We start from the raw sequence: 17,166 nt of genomic DNA, 5'->3' as shown, positions 1-17,166 counted from the left end.
TTCGACAAGCGCGACTACCTCTTCAACGGCACACTGACCGTCGCCGCGATCGTCATCTGGCTCCGCGACACAGTCCAAGAGCCATCAGAAACGACCTAGGCCGCCGGCCCGTAGAGGTAAGAGGCTCGGCCTGTCGTTGCCTCTGCATCCCGGCGGATGCAGTCCATATCCATCGGACGGGCCGCATCCATCGGACGGGCCGGATTCGTCGGACGGGCCGGATTCATCGGATGGACCGGCAGGCGGGACGCGAAGCGCTTGACCGCCCTGACGCAGGCGTCCGATGCGTACCGAGGGAGGTATGCGTCGATCACCGGCGGCTACCGGGTCACCGGCGAGTGCATCGACCGACACCGGGTCTTCATGGCGGTCGATGTGGCTGGGCGGCCGCTGCGCTTCCCCCTCGTCCGAGCCGCCGGGCCCCCGATCCGATTCGGGCGTCCCCGGACCCACCTCGGCCGGCCCCGCATCCACCTCGGGCGTCCCCGGATCCACCTCGGGCGTCCCCGGATCCACCTCGGCCGGCCCCGGATCCACCTCGGCCGGTCCCGGGCCCTCCTCGGGGCGACGAGGTCCGGCTTGCCGGAGGCGAGGTAGGGGGACCGGCGGGGTGCTCAGGCGTGCCAGGAGTGCCAGAGGGCGGCATAGGGGCCGTTCGCGGAGACCAGTTCGTCGTGGCTGCCGAGTTCGGTGATGCGGCCGTCCTCGACCACCGCGATGACGTCCGCGTCGTGGGCCGTGTGCAGTCGGTGGGCGATGGCGACGACCGTCCGACCGTCCAGCACCTTGCCGAGCGAGCGCTCCAGGTGGCGGGCGGCTCGCGGGTCGAGGAGCGATGTGGCCTCGTCCAGGACCAGGGTGTGCGGATCCGCCAGGACCAGCCGGGCCAGGGCGATCTGCTGGGCCTGCGCCGGAGTCAGCGCGTAACCGCCGGAGCCGACCTCCGTGTCGAGCCCCTCGTCCAGCCCCTTCGCCCAGTCGTCCGCGTCGACCGCGGACAGTGCCGCCCACAGGTCGGTGTCGGTCGCGCCGGTACGGGCCAGCAGCAGGTTGTCGCGCAACGAGCCCACGAAAACGTGGTGTTCCTGGTTGACCAGGGCCACATGGGCACGTACCCGCTCGGCGGGCATCCGGGACAGTGCGGCGCCGCCGAGGGTGACCTCCCCCGTGCGGGGCGCGTAGATCCCGGCGAGGAGCCGGCCGAGGGTCGACTTGCCCGCGCCCGAGGGGCCGACGAGCGCCACGCGGCTACCGGGGCGTACCCGCAGCGACACATCGTGCAGGACGTCGACATCGGCCCGGTAGCCGAAGCGGACGCCGTCGGCGCGGACGTGCCGGCCGTCGGGGGCGATGCGTTCGTCCACCGCCTCGGGTTCGATCTCCCGCACGCCGACGAGCCGGGCGATCGACACCTGGGCCACCTGCAGTTCGTCGTACCACCGCAGGACCATGCCGATCGGCTCGACCATCATCTGGGAGAGCAGCGCACCGGTGGTCAGCTGGCCGATCGTCATCCAGCCCTGGAGGACGAAGGCGCCGCCGAACATCAGCACGGCACCGAGGTTCAGGGTGTGGGTGCCGTTGATCACCGGGAAGAGGACCGAGCGGAGGTAGAGCGTGTACCGCTCCCACTGCGTCCACTCGCGGATGCGCCGCTCCGAGAGCAGGGTGCGGCGGTCGCCGAGCCGGTGCGCCTCGATGGTGCGCCCCGCGTCAACCGTCTCGGTGAGTGCGGCGGACACCGCGGCGTATCCGGCGGCCTCGGAACGATAAGCAGCCGGCGCCCGTTTGAAATACCAGCGGCACCCGACGATCAGCAGGGGCAGCGGGACGAGCACGGACAGGGCGAGCGGCGGTGCGGTCAGGCCGAGCGCCCCGACCAGCAGCCCGATCCAGACCACACCGATGGACAGCTGCGGCACGGCCTCGCGCATCGCGTTGGCCAGCCGGTCGATGTCCGTGGTGATCCGGGAGAGCAGGTCTCCGGTGCCTGCCCGCTCCAGCACGCCGGGCGGCAGTGCGACGGACCGCACGAGGAAGTCCTCGCGCAGGTCTGCCAACATCCGCTCGCCGAGCATCGCGCCGCGCAGCCGGACCATGCGTACGAAGAAGGTCTGGATGACCAGGGCGAGCGCGAACAGGGCGATGGTGCGCTGCAGAGGGATGCTGCGCGCGCCGTCGGCGAGGTCTTCCACGAGGTCGCCGAGGAGATACGGGCCGACCATCGAGGCGATGACGGCGATGGCGTTGACGGTGACGAGGAGGACGAATGCCTTGCGATGACGGCGGATCAGTCCGGCGACGTAGCTGCGTACGGTCGCGGGGGAGCCGACGGGAAGGATGGTCGTCGTACGTGCGGCTTCCGGATCGTGCTCCGGCGGCGCCAGGCCGATCATGCCGTCTCCTCGATCGTTTCGAGCGTGCCCATCCGGGCGCGCGTGGGGCTGGAGTCGTCGGTCTTCTGCAGGAGCCCCTCGGGGCGATCATCCGGACGCCCATCGGGACGCCCATCCGGAGGCCCATCGGGACGCTCATCCGGGTGGTCATCAGGACGGTCGCGCGGAACGTCCGCCGATGCCGCAGGCGAGCCGTCCCGACCTGTCGCACCTGGGCCGCCCCGCCGTGTCGCACCCGGGTCGCGCCGTGTCGTGCCCGAGCTGTCCTGCCCTGTCGTGCCCGGGTCGTCCTGCCGTGGCGTGCCCGCGCTGTTCCGGCCTGTCGCACCCGGGCCGTCCTGCAGCGGGGTGCCGGTGGCACCCTTCTTACGGGCGCGTTCCTCGTCGGTCTCGCGGGTGACGACCGCGTGGTAGGCCGGGTTGCTGCGGAGGAGTTCGCGGTGCGGGCCGACGGCGACGACCTTGCCGTCGGGCAGGAAGACCACCTGGTCCGCGCGGTCCAGCACCAGGGGGCTGGAGGTCAGGACGACCGTGGTCCGACCGTCGCGCAGGGCGCGCAGGCCGTCGGCGATCCGCGCCTCGGTGTGCGAGTCGACCGCGCTGGTCGGCTCGTCGAGCACCAGCACCTCCGGGTCGGTGACCAGCGACCGGGCCAGCGCGAGCCGCTGGCGCTGGCCGCCGGAGAGCGAGCGGCCGCGTTCGGTGAGGCGGCTGCGCATCGGGTCGTCCGTCCCGCCGGTGCCGGCCTGGGCGAGCGCGGCCAGCACGTCGTCGCACTGCGCGGCGGCCAGGGCCTGGCGCGCGGTGACGGCGCCGGAGGACGGTACGTCGAAGAGCTCCTGCAGCGTCCCCGACAGCAGCACCGGATCCTTGTCCTGGACCAGTACGGCTTGGCGGGCGGCGTCCCGCGGTACGTCGTCCAGGGCGATGCCGCCCAGCTGCACGGAGGGAAGCGGGCTGCTCGTGGCCATCGCCGGGGCCGCCGATTCCGTCGCCGGGGAAGCGACCTCTTCCGCCGGCTCCCGGCGCAACGACACGGCCTCTTCCGCCGGCTCCCGGCGCAACGACACGGCCTCTTCCGCCGGCTCCCGGCGCGACGACACGACCTCTTCCGCCGAGCCCGGGCGCGACGACACGGCCTCCGCCGAATCCGTACCTGGAGACACGGCCTCCTGCGCCCCCTCAACTGCACGCGCCCGCGTACCTCCCATTACACGCGCAGTTGCACGCGCACGCGTTCCTCCCCGCACGGCCTCGTCCGCTTTCGCGGTCTCCTTGGCCATGCCGTTCGCGGCGTTCACAGCGTCCACAGTGTCCACGGGGTCCACGGCGTCCATGGGGCCTACGGCGTCCACGAGGCCCACGGGAGCCACGGAGCCCACAGTGTCCTCGCCCACGTCCTCGCCCACGTCCCCGGTCACGTCCTCCTCCACGTCCGCCGCGCTGGCCGGATGGCCGCCGAGGCGTTCCGCGAGCCGGCCCGCCGCGTCCGGGTCGCCGCAGACCACCGCGGTGAAGCGGCCGGCCGGGGCCAGCAGGCCGGTGGTCGGGTCGTACAGGTCGCCGCTGAGAGGGGCGTGGTCGGTGATGCGGCCGTCGACCGGGCGGCTGAGCGCCAGGACGCGGGCGGCCCGCTTCGCGGACGGCCGGGAGAAGGAGTACGCCTGCGCGATCTCCTCGAAGTGCTGCAGGGGATAGAGCAGGAAGGTGACCGCGCTGTACATCGTGACCAGCGCGCCGACCTCGATGCGGCCGTCCAGGGCCAGCCGCGCGCCGTACCAGACGACGGCGATCAGCAGCAGGCCGGGCAGTGCGACCTGGACGGCCGAGATCAGCGACCACATGCGGGCACTGCGCACCGCGGCCTTGCGGACGTCCTGGGAGGCGGTGCGGTAGCGGCCGAGGAAGAGTTCCTCGCCGCCGATGCCGCGCAGCACGCGAAGGCCCGCGACGGTGTCGGAGGCCAGTTCCGTGGCGTATCCGGCCTTCTCGCGCTGTTCGTCGGCGCGGCGCGTCGCGCGGGGCAGCAGCGGCAGCACGGCGAGCGCCACCACCGGTACCCCGACCGCGACCACGACACCCAGCGTGGGCTGGTAGATCACCAGCGCCACGCACACGCCGATGGAGGTGAGCGCGGCGGCCGAGAAGCGGGAGATGGCCTCGACGAACCATCCGATCTTTTCCAGGTCACCCGTGCTGACCGCGACCACTTCGCCGGCCGCGACCCGCCGGGTCAGGGCCGAGCCCAGCTCCGCGGTCTTGCGGGCGAGCAGCTGCTGAATACGGGCGACGGCGGTGATCCAGTTGGTGACGGCGGCGCGGTGCAGCATCGTGTCACCGACCGCGACGAGCACGCCCAGCAGCATCAACAGTCCGCCCGCGAGGGCGAGTCGGGCGCCGGAGCGGTCGGCGACGGCCTGTACGGCGATGCCCACCGGCAGCGGGAAGGAGGCGACGGCGCCGGTGTGCACCAGTCCCCAGGCCATGGCTTTGAGCTGGCCACCCAGTTGTCGGCGGTAGAGCCATACCAGGAAGCGGCCACCGGTACGGACGTCGGGGACACCCGGGTCGGGATGCGGTAGATCGCGAATCTGCATGACGTCCAAGCGTTTCGTCGGATGAGGGGCCGGGCGGAGCGCCGGCCGGAGAACGGGCCGGGCGCTCCCGCCGGCGCGGTGGGCGCAGCGGAGCAGGGCAGGGCTGTGCCACTCGCTGCCCTGCCGCCCGTGACAGGAGCAGGGCGGAGCCATGGAAGGTTGGCGTGGAATGGCCGGGAATTTCAATCGTTTTTCTGGCGCAACGCATGGATCGGGCCACGATGTGCGGTCCCGTGTGTCGCTGCGTCCGCGGGGTGTCAAGTCGACCGATCATGCGGCGGTCGTCGGTGCGACCATAGGGGGCATGCGAAGCACACGTAAGACGGCCGGACAGGCACGGACGGTCACGGTGACACGGGCGGGCGCGCTGGCCGCTGCGGGGCTCGTTCTGGTCGCCGGCTGTGGCGGATCGGGGCACCAGGGGGAGAAGTCCGCCGGGCGTGCGGGGTACTCGGGTGCCACGCCGGCCACGGGGCTGACCCGCATTCCCGGGGTGGGCGAGCGGCTGCAGTCCCGGATCCCTGCTGATTCCCGGCAGGTGATCGCGGTGTACGGGGACGGCAGGAACGCCACCACCTCGACCGTCGTGCTGTACACGAAAGGCACGAAGGACGAGCAGGGCACGAAGGACGAGCAGGGCGAGAAGAACGAGAAGAGGGCGAAGGGGGTGAAGGGCGAGAGCGGCTCGACGGACCAGAAGCCGGCGAAGGCCGTACAGGGCGCGGCGGGTCGCAAGGACACCGCCGGGAGTACCTGGAGCCGCGTCCGCAGCTGGCAGGCGCACAACGGCAAGCGCGGCTGGACCCTGGACCATCACGAGGGGGACAAGCGCAGCCCGGTGGGGGTGTACTCGCTGTCCGACGCGGGTGGCGTGCTGCCCGACCCGGGCGCCAAGTTGCCGTACACCGCGAGCGCGGCCTTCACCCCGCCCTCGTACTGGGCGAAGAAGACCCGGCACGACTTCGACTACGTCATCGCCATCGACTACAACCGTGCCAAGGGCGTCTCGCCCCTGGACCCGGCCCGGCCCGAGGGGCAGTCCAAGGGCGGCAGCATCTGGCTGCACATGGATCACGGGAGCGGGACGTCAGGCTGCGTGAGCATCCCCAAGTCCGGGATGCAGTACCTGCTGCGTACGCTCGACCCCGCCCAGCACCCGGTCGTGGTCATGGGGGACAAGTCCGACCTGGAGGCGTGAGGCCTGAGGCAGGAGGTCTGACGCCCGAGGTCTGAGGGCGTGTACCGCGGGTTACTTGGATCAATCTCCAAGATTTTTTCCATGCGGTACCGGGCTCTTCTGTGCGGCCTGGGGCTCGACCATAGTGGCGGATCGCGGAAGTCCTCTTCCGTATCTCAGAATCCGTCCTAGGGAGAGTCCGTGCCGCTCGCCACCGGATCGCTCGCTCGCCGGGCCGGCCGCATGCTGCGCACCAGTCTGTTCACGCAGGTCCTTGTGGCCCTGCTCCTCGGAGTCCTCGTCGGGCGGCTGTGGCCGGAGTTCGGCTCGGCCGTCCAGCCGCTCGGCGACGGCTTCGTCCGCCTCATCAAGGCGATGATCGCCCCGCTCGTGTTCTGCGTCGTCGTCGCCGGCATCACCAAGGCGGGCGATCTCAAGGCCTTCGGCCGGATCGGCCTCAAGGCGCTGATCTGGTTCGAGGTGGCGACCACCGTCGCGCTCGTCATCGGCCTGCTCGCGGGCAACGTCTTCGGGCCCGGTAGGGGCATGCACGTCGACCCGGCCTCGCTCGACCAGGGCGCCGTGGACGCGAAGACCGGCGGCGGACATCTGCCTTCCACGGCGCAGTTCGTCCTCGAAGCGCTGCCGGACAGCGCGGTCGGGGCGTTCGCCGAGAACTCCCTGCTCCAGGTGCTCGTCCTGGCCTGCCTGACGGGCGCGGCGCTGCTGCACCTCGGACAGACGAAGGTGCCGCAGATCCTGCCGTTCATCGAGCAGGCGCAGGAGGTCGTCTTCACGATCGTCGGCTACATCATGCGCCTCGCGCCGCTCGCCGTCTTCGGGGCCACCGCCCACCTCGTGGGGGAGTACGGCCTCGGCGCGATGACGACGTACGCGAAGCTGATCGCCGTCTGTTACGGCGTCGCGCTCGCCTTTCTCGTCCTGCTGGGGCTCGCGCTCAAGGCCGTGACGGGGCTCAGCCTGTGGAAGTTCGTCCGCTACACCCGTGAGGAGCTGCTGCTGGCCCTCGGTACGGGGTCCAGCGAGACGGTGATGCCGCGGATGATGCAGAAGCTGCGGGCCGCGGGCTGCCGGGACGACGCGGTGGGCCTGGTCCTGCCGACCGGCTACTCCTTCAACCTCGACGGTGCGTCGATCTACCTCTCCATCGGCACGCTCTTCATCGCGCAGGCCGTCGGGGTCGACCTGTCGACAGGTCAGCAAATCACCGTGGTGTTGGTGCTGATGCTGACCAGCAAGGGCATGGCCGGCGTGCCCGGTTCGGCGTTCCTCGCGCTGTCGGCGACCGCGTCCGCGCTGGGTGTCATCCCCGCGGCCGCGGTGGCGCTGCTGCTCGGCGTCGACCGGATCATGGACTCGATGCGGGTGGCGACCAACCTGCTCGGCAACTGCGTCGCGGTCTTCGCGGTCTCCCGCTGGGAGGGGGCGCTGGACCGGGTGACGGCGAGGCATGTGCTGGACGGGGCGGCGGCCGCGGCGCCGGAGGCGCCCGGCGTTCCCCAGGCGCCTGCCGCCCCCGAGACGCCTTCCGAGACGCCTTCCGAGGCGTCCTCCGAGCCCTCCGCCAGGGACGCGTCGGTCGAGAAGTGAGCGCCGGAGAGCGGAGCCGGCCGCGGAGGTGAGCGACGGCGAACGGGGCCCGGCCGGCGTACGCCCGCCGGGCCCCGGCGTCCCTCAGGGGCTCCGTGGCCGCCTGACGGCCTCGGCCGTCAGGCCTTCGGCTTCTCCGAGTCCATCCCCGGCCGGGCCTTCTGCCAGTCGCCGCGCGTGAAGTCCGGGATCTCCATCGGCTTGCCGTGCGCCTTGATCGACAGGTCGCTCAGCGGCACCGGTGAGGTCCAGGTCGCCGCGTCGTACACGTCGAAGTCGGGCACTAGGCCCAGGTGCAGGCACTGGGTCAGCCGGAAGACCAGCATGTAGTCCATGCCGCCGTGGCCGCCGGGCGGGTTGGCGTGCTCCTTCCAGAGCCAGTGGTCCCACTCGGCGTACGCGCCGAAGTCGCCCCACTCGTCGTTGTTGTGGTCCGGCTCGATGTAGATCCGCTCCGGGTAGTCCTCGAAGACGCCCTTCGTGCCGCCGAGGCTGTTGATGCGGCTGTACGGGTGCGGGGTCGAGACGTCGTGCTCCAGGCGGATCACCCGGCCCTTGGCGGTCTGGACGAGGGAGATCGTCCGGTCGCTCTCGATGTACGTCTCCTTCCAGCTCGGGTCGCCCGCCGGCATGTGCTCCTCGCGGTACGCGGCCAGGCCCCGGGCGGGCGTGCCGAAGCTGGAGATCCGTACGGCGCGGTCGCCGCGGTTGACGTCCATGTAGTTGGCGACGGGCCCGAAGCCGTGGTTGGGGTACAGGTCGCCGCGCAGCCGGGTGTGCCACAGCCGGCGCCACGGCCCCTCGTAGTAGTCCGGGTCGAACATCAGGCCGCGCAGGTCGTGGTTGTAGGCACCGGCGCCGTGCAGCAGCTCGCCGAAGAGGCCCGCGTGCGCCATCCGCAGCACCCGCATCTCGTTCCGCCCGTAACAGCAGTTCTCCAGCTGGAGACAGTGCTTACGGGTGTACTCCGAGAGGTCGACCAGCTCCCACAGCTGCTCCAGCCGGAGCGCTATCGGGCATTCGACGCCCACGTGCTTCCCGTTGAGCAGGGCGGTCTTCGCCATCTCGAAGTGCCAGTCCCAGGGCGACGCGACGTACACGAAGTCGATGTCGCCGCGCTTGCAGAGGTTCTCGAAGTCGCGGTCGCCCTTGGCGTAGACGGCGGGCGCCGGCTGACCCGCGTCGGTGACCTTCTTCGCGGCCTTGGCGGTCTTCTCCTTGACCGGGTCGCACACCGCCACGACCCGGGTGTTCGGCACGGCGAGGAAGAGGTCGATCATGGAGCCGCCGCGGTTGCCGAGGCCGATGATGCCGATGCGTACGGTGCTGCGGCCCTCGAACGGCACACCGATCATGGTCTTGCCGCGTCGCTTCGGTGCCGCGGCGGTGTCGGCGGCCCCGCCGGGCGCCGGTGCGGCCGCCGCCGTGCCGCTCGCGCCGAACGCGCCCAGCCCGGCGAGCCCGAGCCCGGCTCCGGCCGTGCCCGCGGTCCGCAGGACCGAGCGGCGGCTCGGCCCGGCCTCGTCGGGTGTGCCGAACGGCTCCGCGCCGTCCGGGGCGCCCTGGTGGCGGCTCTCGTCGTCGTGCTGCTCGGGTCTTGCGTCATGCATGGGGCCTCCTGGAGTGCGGACGGTGCCCGGCGGCTGCGTGCGTGGACCTCGGGTGGGGCTGCGTACGGGCGGAGCTCGGCACGGACGGCTGCGTGCGCCCCGGCCTCCGTGTACGGACATGCGCGTGCGAACGAGGCTCGGCGCGACGTATGCCGACGTACGTGCGCGAACCTCGGTGAGGACCCTGGCGGTTGATACGGACGCGCCACAAGGGGGCGAATTGGACTCCTGAGGCGAACACTTGGACTCTTCTCTTGCGCAAGCGACTGGAATTTCTTGCGGAATGGGTTGACGTGTTCACTTCGTAAAGGCAGGCTCCCTCGCGGATTCCCCCCACGGCGGCCTCGGCGCGTGGCTGCCTTCGAGGGCGTGGTGCGCCGCGCCCGAATGCTGAAGGAGCCGCATGTTGCAGCATCGTTCCCGGATACTCGGCGGCACGCTGGCCGGTGTGCTCGTCGCCGGCGGCCTCGCCGCGCTCGCCCCCTGGAGCTCGCAGGCCACCCCGCCCGGCAAGAAGACCGTCACGGCCACGCTGTTCGAGCGGCCGTACGCGGACGTCGCCAAGATCTGCACCGACCAGCTCGGCCCGGCCGGTTACGGCTACGTCGAGGTCTCGCCCGCCTCGGAGCACATCAAGGGCGACCAGTGGTGGACGTCGTACCAGCCGGTGAGCTACAAGATCGCGGGCCGGCTCGGCGACCGCGACGCGTTCGCGTCCATGGTTTCCGCCTGCCACAAGGCGGGTGTCAAGGTCGTCGCCGACGCCGTCATCAACCACATGTCGTCCGGGTCCGGCACCGGGACCGGCGGCACGCAGTACACGAAGTACGACTACCCCGGGTACTTCAAGGACCAGGACTTCCACTCCTGCCGCAAGGACATCTCCGACTACGGCGACCGCGACGACGTGCAGAACTGCGAACTGGTCGGGCTGTCGGACCTGGACACCGGCAGCGACGCCGTCCGGACCACCATCGCCAAGTACCTCGACGACCTGCGCTCGCTCGGCGTGGACGGCTTCCGCATCGACGCCGCCAAGCACATGGCGGCCGACGACATGGCCGCGATCAAGGGCAAGATGAGCGATCCCGGTTTCTGGGTCTCCGAAGTCATCTACGGGGGCGGCGAGGTGGTGCAGCCCGACGAGTACACGGGCATCGGCGACGTCGACGAGTTCCGTTACGGGGGCCACCTCAAGAGCGCCTTCCAGGGCGGCAGCATCGCTCAGCTCAAGACCATCGCCGACGGGAAGCTCGGCAGCGAGTCGGCACGTACCTTTGTCGACAACTGGGACACCGAGCGTAACGGCTCGACGCTCACCTACAAGGACGGCGCGACCTACACGCTCGCCAATGTCTTCATGCTGGCCTCGTCCTACGGCTCGCCGAACGTCTTCTCCGGCTACGAGTGGTCCGACAAGGACGCGGGCCCGCCCAGCGGCGCCGACGGCTGGACGGACATGCACGCGAAGCAGGAGATCACCGGAATGGTGGGCTTCCGCAACGCCGTCGGCGGCGCCGAACTGACCGACTGGTGGGACAACGGGTCGAGCGCGATCGCCTTCGGACGCGGTGACAAGGGCTTCGTCGCGCTCAATGCCGGGGACGGCGAACTGAAGCAGACCTTCGCCACCTCGCTGGCCGCCGGTACGTACTGCAACGTCGCCAAGGCCGCGCCGGACGACTGCGACGGCAACACCGTCACGGTCGGCGACGACGGCAAGGCCGAGCTGACCGTGCCCGCCAAGGGCGCGGTCGCCCTGCACGTGGACGCCAAGAGCTGAACCCACGCGGCGCCGCGCGGTCCGTCCCTCAGACGGGCCGCGTGGCGCGTTCCAGCTCCATGAGCACGGAGTAGTACCCGCGGCCCCGCGTCGCGTGGTCCATGCCCACCTCGCACATGCGGTTCGCCGACAGGTGCGCGTCGAAGTGACGGGAGGTCACCTCGGCCGCCTCGCGAGCCGTCGCCGACTCGGTGAGCTCCTTGTGCAGCATCCCGCGGTCACCGGCGAAGGCGCAGCAGCCCGCGTCGTCCGGCACCACGACCTCCCGGGCGCACGCCTCCGCGACCGTACGCAGCTGCGCCTCGTCGCCCAGGTGGCGCATCGAACAGGTGGGGTGCAGCACCGCGGAGCCCACGGTCCGCACCACCTCCAGGTGCGGCAGCAGCTCCTCGGCCGCCCAGACGACGGAGTCCACGACCGTCAGCTCGGCGTGCAGCTGCTTGTTGTCCTCGGTGAGGTACGGGACGACCTCGTGGGCGAGGCCGAGGGTGCACGAGGAGGCGTCCACCACGAGGGGCAGCCGGCCGCCCGCGGTCCAGCCCCAGGCCGCCTCGACGATCCGGTTCGCCATGACGGCGTTGCCCTCGTCGTAGCCCTTGGAGTGCCAGATCGTGGCGCAGCAGGTGCCGGCGACGTCGTCCGGGATCCATACCGGCTTGCCGGCCCGCCGGGAGACCGCGACGACGGCCTCGGGGAGGGTGGGCCCTTCGTATCCGTCCGGTTCGCCGAAGATGCGGTTGACGCAGGCCGGGTAGTAGACGGCGACCGCGTCCTGCTTGCGGGTGGGCGGCAGCCGGCGGGCAGCGGCGCCGGGGATCTCGGGGAGCCAGCGCGGGACCAGGTCGGGGTGCACGGCTTTGCGGGCCGCGTCCGTGACGGTCTCCAGCAGCCGGTTGCCGATCCGCTCGCCGATCCGGTCGGCCGCCGCCACCGCGAGCCGTGCCGACGCCTCGACCGCCTTGAAGCGCTTCGCGGAGAGCGCGGCGGCCTTCTCCTCGCGCGGCGAGTGCCGCCGGTGCCGGAAGTCCTTCATCATCGCGCCGGTGTCGATGCCCACCGGACAGGCCAGCTTGCAGGTGGAGTCGCCCGCGCAGGTGTCCACCGCGTCGTACCCGTACGCATCCAGGAGCGCGCCGGTCACGGGCGAGTCCGGGTGCTGGCGCATCATCTCGCGGCGCAGCACGATGCGCTGGCGGGGCGTGGTGGTGAGGTCGCGGCTGGGGCAGACCGGCTCGCAGAAGCCGCACTCGATGCAGGGGTCGGCGACGGCCTCGACCTCGGGGATGGTCTTCAGGCCGCGGAGGTGGGCCTTCGGGTCGCGGTCCAGGACGACGTGCGGCGCGAGGATGCCGTGCGGGTCGAACAGGTCCTTGATCCGCCACATGAGGTCCGTGGCGCGCGGGCCCCACTCCAGCTCCAGGAAGGGCGCGATGTTGCGTCCGGTGGCGTGCTCGGCCTTGAGCGAGCCGTCGAAGCGCTCCACCGTCATCCGGCAGAAGTCGTCCATGAAGGCCGCGTAGCGCGCCACGTCCTCGGGTTTCGAGGCGTCGAACGCGAGCAGGAAGTGCAGGTTGCCGTGGGCGGCGTGGCCGGCGACCGCGGCGTCGAAGCCGTGCCGGCGCTGCAGTTCCAGCAGCGCGGTACAGGCGTCGGCCAGGCGTGCCGGCGGTACGGCGAAGTCCTCGGTGACCAGCGTCGTACCGGAGGGCCGGGAGCCGCCGACCGCGGTGACGAACGCCTTGCGGGCCTTCCAGTATCCCGCGATGGTGCCCGGGTCGCGGGTGAACCCGTTGGTGACGGAGTCGACCGGCGCGACCAGTTCCAGGTCGTTCAGCAGCTGCTCGGCGGCGGCTTCGAACGCCACCTGCCGCTCCTCGTCCGGCGCGCGGAACTCCACGAGCAGCGCGGTCGTTTCCGTAGGGAGTGCCGCCCAGTCGGCGGGCACTCCGGCGACGCGCACCGAGGCGCGCAGCGTGTTGCCGTCCATCAGCTCCACGGCGAGCGCGCCCGCTTCGTTGAAGCGCGGGACGGCGGCGGCCGCGGCCCGCAGATCGGGGAAGAAGAGCAATGCAGTGGAGGTGTGGCGGTCCAGCGGGAGGGTGTCGAATACCGTCTCCGCGATGAAGCCGAGGGTGCCCTGTGAGCCGACGATCAGGCCGCGCAGGATCTCGACGGGGGTGGCGCCGTCGAGGAAGGCGTCGAGCCGGTAGCCGTTGGTGTTCTTGAGCGCGTACTTGGCGCGGATACGGGCGACCAGCTCCGGGTCCGCCTCGATCTCCGCCTTCAGGGCCATGAGCCCTTCGCACAGCGCCGGTTCGGCGTGGGCCAGCTCCTCGTCGGCGGTCGGCTCCGCGGTGTCCACGACGGTGCCGGAGGGGAGGACGACGGTGGCGGAGGCCAGGGTGCGGTAGGAGTTCCGGGTGGTGCCGGCGGTCATCCCGGAGGCGTTGTTGGCGACGACGCCGCCGACGGTGCAGGCGAGGGCGCTCGCGGGGTCGGGGCCGAGCAGTCGGCCGTGCCGGGCGAGCGTGGTGTTGGCCCGGGCGACGGTCGTCCCGGGGCCGATGCGGGCGCGCTCGCCGTTGCCCAGCACCTCGATGCCGTCCCAGTGGCGGCGTACGTCGACGAGGATGTCCTCGCCCTGCGCCTGACCGTTGAGCGAGGTGCCCGCGGCGCGCAGGACGACCTGCCGGCCGTGGCCGTGCGCGTAGGAGAAGACGGCCGAGACGTCGTCGATGTCCTCGGCGATCACGACCACCTGCGGGACGAACCGGTACGGGCTGGCGTCGGAGGCGTACTTCACCAGGTCGGAGAGGCCGTACAGGACCTTCTCCGGGCCGAGCAGCGCGATCAGGTCGCCGCGCAGTGGCTCGGGGGTGCCGGTCGCCTGCTCATCCGGCACCCGGTCGACCGCCGGGCCCTCGGTCGTGGCGGGCCGCAGTGCGGTCGGTTCCGGCTCCAGCAACGGCATGGCTCCTCCTCGTCGGCCGCCTCGTCAGCGGCCCGTCGGGTCAGCAGCGCCGCCCCGGACCGTCGACCAGGGTGGCCAGCAGTCCGCCGAGCACCTCGCGCTGGTCGGCGGTCAATGGAGCAAGGATGTCCTCCGCGGCGGCCCGGCGCGCGCTTCGCAGCGCCCCGAGTGTCGTCCGGCCGGTCTCGGTCAGCTCGATGCGCACCACCCGGCGGTTGGTCGGATCCGGCACCCGGCGTACCGCGTCCGCCGCTTCCAGGGCGTCCACCAGGGTGGTCACCGCACGCGGGACGACGTCCAGCCGCGCTGCCAGGTCCGCCATCCGGGGCGGGGTGTCGCAGTGCGCCACGATGCGCAGCAGTCGGGACTGGGCGGGGGTGAGGGCGAGCGGTTCCAGGTGCCGCTTCTGGGCGCGGTGCATGCGCCGGGTGAGCCGTACCAGCTGTTCGGCGAGGTCGGCGTCGGGTGCGGTGCGGCTGCCGGCGCGTGGGCCGGTGCTCGTGCCGTTGTGGGGCGAGGGCATGCGGCAAGGCTATCAGGACATGGTTCATTGTGAGTATAGGTAACAATAGGTTAGGCTCGACTGCTGCCATGGGCGCCGCCCGGCGCCCGTGCCCCTACCCGACCCCTCCGCATCCTCCGAAGGAGCTCATTGCGTCCCGAAACCGTTGACTGGACCCCACCGCCCAAGGACGAGCAGCAGCCCGTCCAGATGCGCCGGATCCTCCGCCTCTTCCGCCCGTACCGCGGCCGGCTGGCCCTGGTGGGCGCGCTCGTGGCCGCCGCCTCGCTGGTGTCCGTCGCGTCGCCGTTCCTGCTGCGCGAGGTCCTGGACGTGGCGATCCCGGAGCGGCGCACCGGACTGCTCAGCCTGCTCGCGCTCGGCATGATCGCCACCGCGGTGCTGAACAGCGTCTTCGGCGTGCTGCAGACCCTGATCTCCACCACCGTCGGCCAGCGCGTCATGCACGACCTGCGGACCGGCGTCTACGCCAAGCTGCAGCGGATGCCGCTGGCGTTCTTCACCCGTACGCGCACCGGCGAGGTGCAGTCCCGCATCGCCAACGACATCGGCGGCATGCAGGCCACCGTCACCTCCACCGCGACCTCCCTGGTCTCCAACCTCACCAGCGTCGTCGCCACCGTCGTGGCCATGATCGCCCTGGACTGGCGGCTCACCGTCGTCTCCCTCCTCCTGCTGCCGCTCTTCGTCTGGGTCAGCCGCCGCGTCGGCAACGAGCGCAAGCGCATCACCACCAAGCGGCAGAAGCAGATGGCCACGATGTCCGCGATCGTCACCGAATCGCTCTCCGTCTCGGGCATCCTGCTCGGCCGCACGATGGGCCGCGCCGACTCGCTGACCCGCAACTTCACCGCGGAGTCCGAGCGCCTGGTCGATCTGGAGGTGCGTGCCAACATGGCGGGCCGCTGGCGGATGGCCACCATCGGCATCGTGATGGCCGCTATGCCCGCCCTGATCTACTGGGCGGCGGGCCTCGTGCTCCAGCTCGGTGGCCCGGTCTTCTCCCTCGGCACGCTCGTCGCCTTCGTCTCCCTCCAGCAGGGCCTGCTGCGCCCGACCACCTCGCTGCTGACCACCGGCGTGCAGATGCAGACCTCGCTCGCGCTCTTCCAGCGCATCTTCGAGTACCTCGACCTGCCCGTGGCCATCACCGAGCCCGAGCGGCCGGTGCGGCTGGCGGCGCCCCGCGGCGAGGTCCGCTTCGAGAACGTGTCCTTCGCGTACGACCCTGCCGCCGCACCCACGCTCAGCGGCGTCGACCTGACCGTCCCGGCCGGCGGCAGCCTCGCCGTGGTCGGCCCGACCGGCAGCGGCAAGTCCACGCTCAGCTATCTGGTGCCGCGGCTGTACGACGTGACCGGTGGCAGGGTGACCCTGGACGGGGTGGACGTCCGCGAGCTGGACTTCGACACCCTCGCCCGCTCGGTCGGCGTGGTCTCCCAGGAGACCTACCTCTTCCACGCCTCGGTCGCCGAGAACCTGCGCTTCGCCAAGCCCGACGCGACCGACGAGGAGATCGAGCGCGCCGCGCGGGCCGCCCAGATCCACGACCACATCGCGGCCCTGCCCGAGGGCTACGACACCGTCGTGGGCGAGCGCGGCTACCGCTTCTCCGGCGGCGAGAAGCAGCGCCTGGCCATCGCCCGCACCATCCTGCGCGACCCGCCGGTGCTGGTGCTCGACGAGGCCACCAGCGCGCTGGACACCCGTACCGAGCACGCCGTCCAGCAGGCCATCGACAAGCTCTCGGCGGGCCGTACGACGATCACCATCGCGCACCGGCTCTCCACCGTCCGCGACGCCGACCAGATCGTCGTCCTGGACGCCGGCCGGATAGCCGAACGCGGCACGCACGACGAACTGCTGGCCGCCGACGGCCGCTACGCCGCCTTGGTACGCCGGGACGCGCACGCCGCGCCGGCCGACGTACCGGGCGGGACACCGCCGGCGGAAACCTTCGCCGAGGCACCGGCCGAAGCGCCGAACGGCAACGCGGGCACCGGCGTCGACCGGGCCCCGCACGCCCCGGGAAAGCCGGTGACGCTGTCCCGGCCGGCGCCCTAGGCTGGGCGCCATGACCACTCACGACGCGCTGCCCGCGTTCGGACTCGGCTTCCCCGGCGAGCTGCGGGACCGGCTGGTGGCGGCGGTGCTCTCCGGCGCCAAGACGGCGACGACGGGGCTCGCCGACGCGTACGCGCACGAAGGGGAGCCGCTGCCCGAGGTGGGGGAGCGCCGGGCGGTGCCCGACTCGGCCGGCCGCGTGGTGGCGGTCGTCGAGGTGACCGAGGTGCGCGTGCTGCGGCTCGCGGATGTCGACCAGGCGCACTGCGTGGACGAGGGCGAAGGGCACACCACGGTCGCCGCATGGCGTGCCGCGCACGAGGAGTTCTGGCACGGCCCGGAGCTGCGCGCGGCGCTCGGCGACCCGGAGTTCACCGTCGGCGACGACACGTTGGTCGTCGCCGAGCGGTTCCGCGTCGTCGAGCGCCGCTGAC

Annotated in this window: 10 protein-coding genes; 5 read left to right on the top strand and 5 right to left on the bottom strand. The window is 71.6% G+C overall.

What is annotated here, in order from left to right:
* Positions 1-614: 614 nt before the first annotated feature.
* Both IF20_RS26950 and IF20_RS38205 read right to left on the bottom strand, forming a co-directional pair.
* Positions 615-2,396 carry an ABC transporter ATP-binding protein gene (locus tag IF20_RS26950; RefSeq protein ID WP_052867937.1) on the bottom strand — a complete coding sequence of 594 codons (1,782 nt, stop codon included), beginning with the start codon at positions 2,394-2,396 and terminating at the stop codon, positions 615-617.
* Positions 2,393-4,993 (bottom strand): ABC transporter transmembrane domain-containing protein, encoded by a 2,601-nt coding sequence (locus tag IF20_RS38205; RefSeq protein WP_234426834.1) that lies wholly within the window; start codon positions 4,991-4,993, stop codon positions 2,393-2,395. Before IF20_RS38205 ends, IF20_RS26950 begins: the two co-directional genes overlap by 4 nt.
* A 304-nt stretch (positions 4,994-5,297) precedes the next feature.
* On the opposite strand from IF20_RS38205, the gene IF20_RS40090 reads away from it, so the two are divergent.
* Together IF20_RS40090 and IF20_RS26935 are read left to right on the top strand one after the other, a co-directional pair.
* Positions 5,298-6,191 carry a L,D-transpeptidase family protein gene (locus IF20_RS40090; RefSeq protein ID WP_234426833.1) on the top strand — a complete coding sequence of 298 codons (894 nt, stop codon included), beginning with the start codon at positions 5,298-5,300 and terminating at the stop codon, positions 6,189-6,191.
* Between the two features lie 180 nt (positions 6,192-6,371).
* The gene (locus IF20_RS26935; protein WP_052867936.1) at positions 6,372-7,781 is read left to right on the top strand and encodes a cation:dicarboxylate symporter family transporter; all 1,410 of its coding nucleotides are present in this window, start codon (positions 6,372-6,374) and stop codon (positions 7,779-7,781) included.
* A 119-nt stretch (positions 7,782-7,900) separates the two neighbouring features.
* On the opposite strand, the gene IF20_RS26930 is transcribed toward IF20_RS26935, so the two are convergent.
* Positions 7,901-9,391: a Gfo/Idh/MocA family protein gene (locus IF20_RS26930; RefSeq protein WP_052867935.1), complete on the bottom strand. Its 1,491-nt coding sequence runs from the start codon at positions 9,389-9,391 to the stop codon at positions 7,901-7,903.
* Positions 9,392-9,794: 403 nt separating this feature from the next.
* Between IF20_RS26930 and IF20_RS26925 the strand changes: the two genes are divergently transcribed.
* Entirely contained in the window at positions 9,795-11,174 is a 1,380-nt protein-coding gene (locus IF20_RS26925; RefSeq protein WP_052867934.1) for an alpha-amylase, read from the top strand.
* A 28-nt stretch (positions 11,175-11,202) separates the two neighbouring features.
* On the opposite strand, the gene IF20_RS26920 is transcribed toward IF20_RS26925, so the two are convergent.
* Complete coding sequence (locus IF20_RS26920) at positions 11,203-14,145, bottom strand: FAD-binding and (Fe-S)-binding domain-containing protein (RefSeq protein ID WP_052867933.1); 2,943 nt, start codon at positions 14,143-14,145, stop codon at positions 11,203-11,205.
* A 40-nt stretch (positions 14,146-14,185) separates the two neighbouring features.
* Positions 14,186-14,668 (bottom strand): MarR family winged helix-turn-helix transcriptional regulator, encoded by a 483-nt coding sequence (locus tag IF20_RS26915; protein WP_052867932.1) that lies wholly within the window; start codon positions 14,666-14,668, stop codon positions 14,186-14,188.
* A 189-nt stretch (positions 14,669-14,857) separates the two neighbouring features.
* On the opposite strand from IF20_RS26915, the gene IF20_RS26910 reads away from it, so the two are divergent.
* Both IF20_RS26910 and IF20_RS26905 read left to right on the top strand, forming a co-directional pair.
* Positions 14,858-16,732: an ABC transporter ATP-binding protein gene (locus tag IF20_RS26910; protein WP_234426835.1), complete on the top strand. Its 1,875-nt coding sequence runs from the start codon at positions 14,858-14,860 to the stop codon at positions 16,730-16,732.
* A gap of 10 nt (positions 16,733-16,742) precedes the next feature.
* Positions 16,743-17,165: an ASCH domain-containing protein gene (locus tag IF20_RS26905; RefSeq protein ID WP_052867931.1), complete on the top strand. Its 423-nt coding sequence runs from the start codon at positions 16,743-16,745 to the stop codon at positions 17,163-17,165.
* The last annotated feature ends 1 nt before the right edge of the window (position 17,166 follow it).

Source organism: Streptomyces niger (assembly GCF_000718305.1).
Classification (GTDB): domain Bacteria; phylum Actinomycetota; class Actinomycetes; order Streptomycetales; family Streptomycetaceae; genus Streptomyces; species Streptomyces niger.
This window is presented reverse-complemented; position numbering and strand designations above follow the sequence as displayed.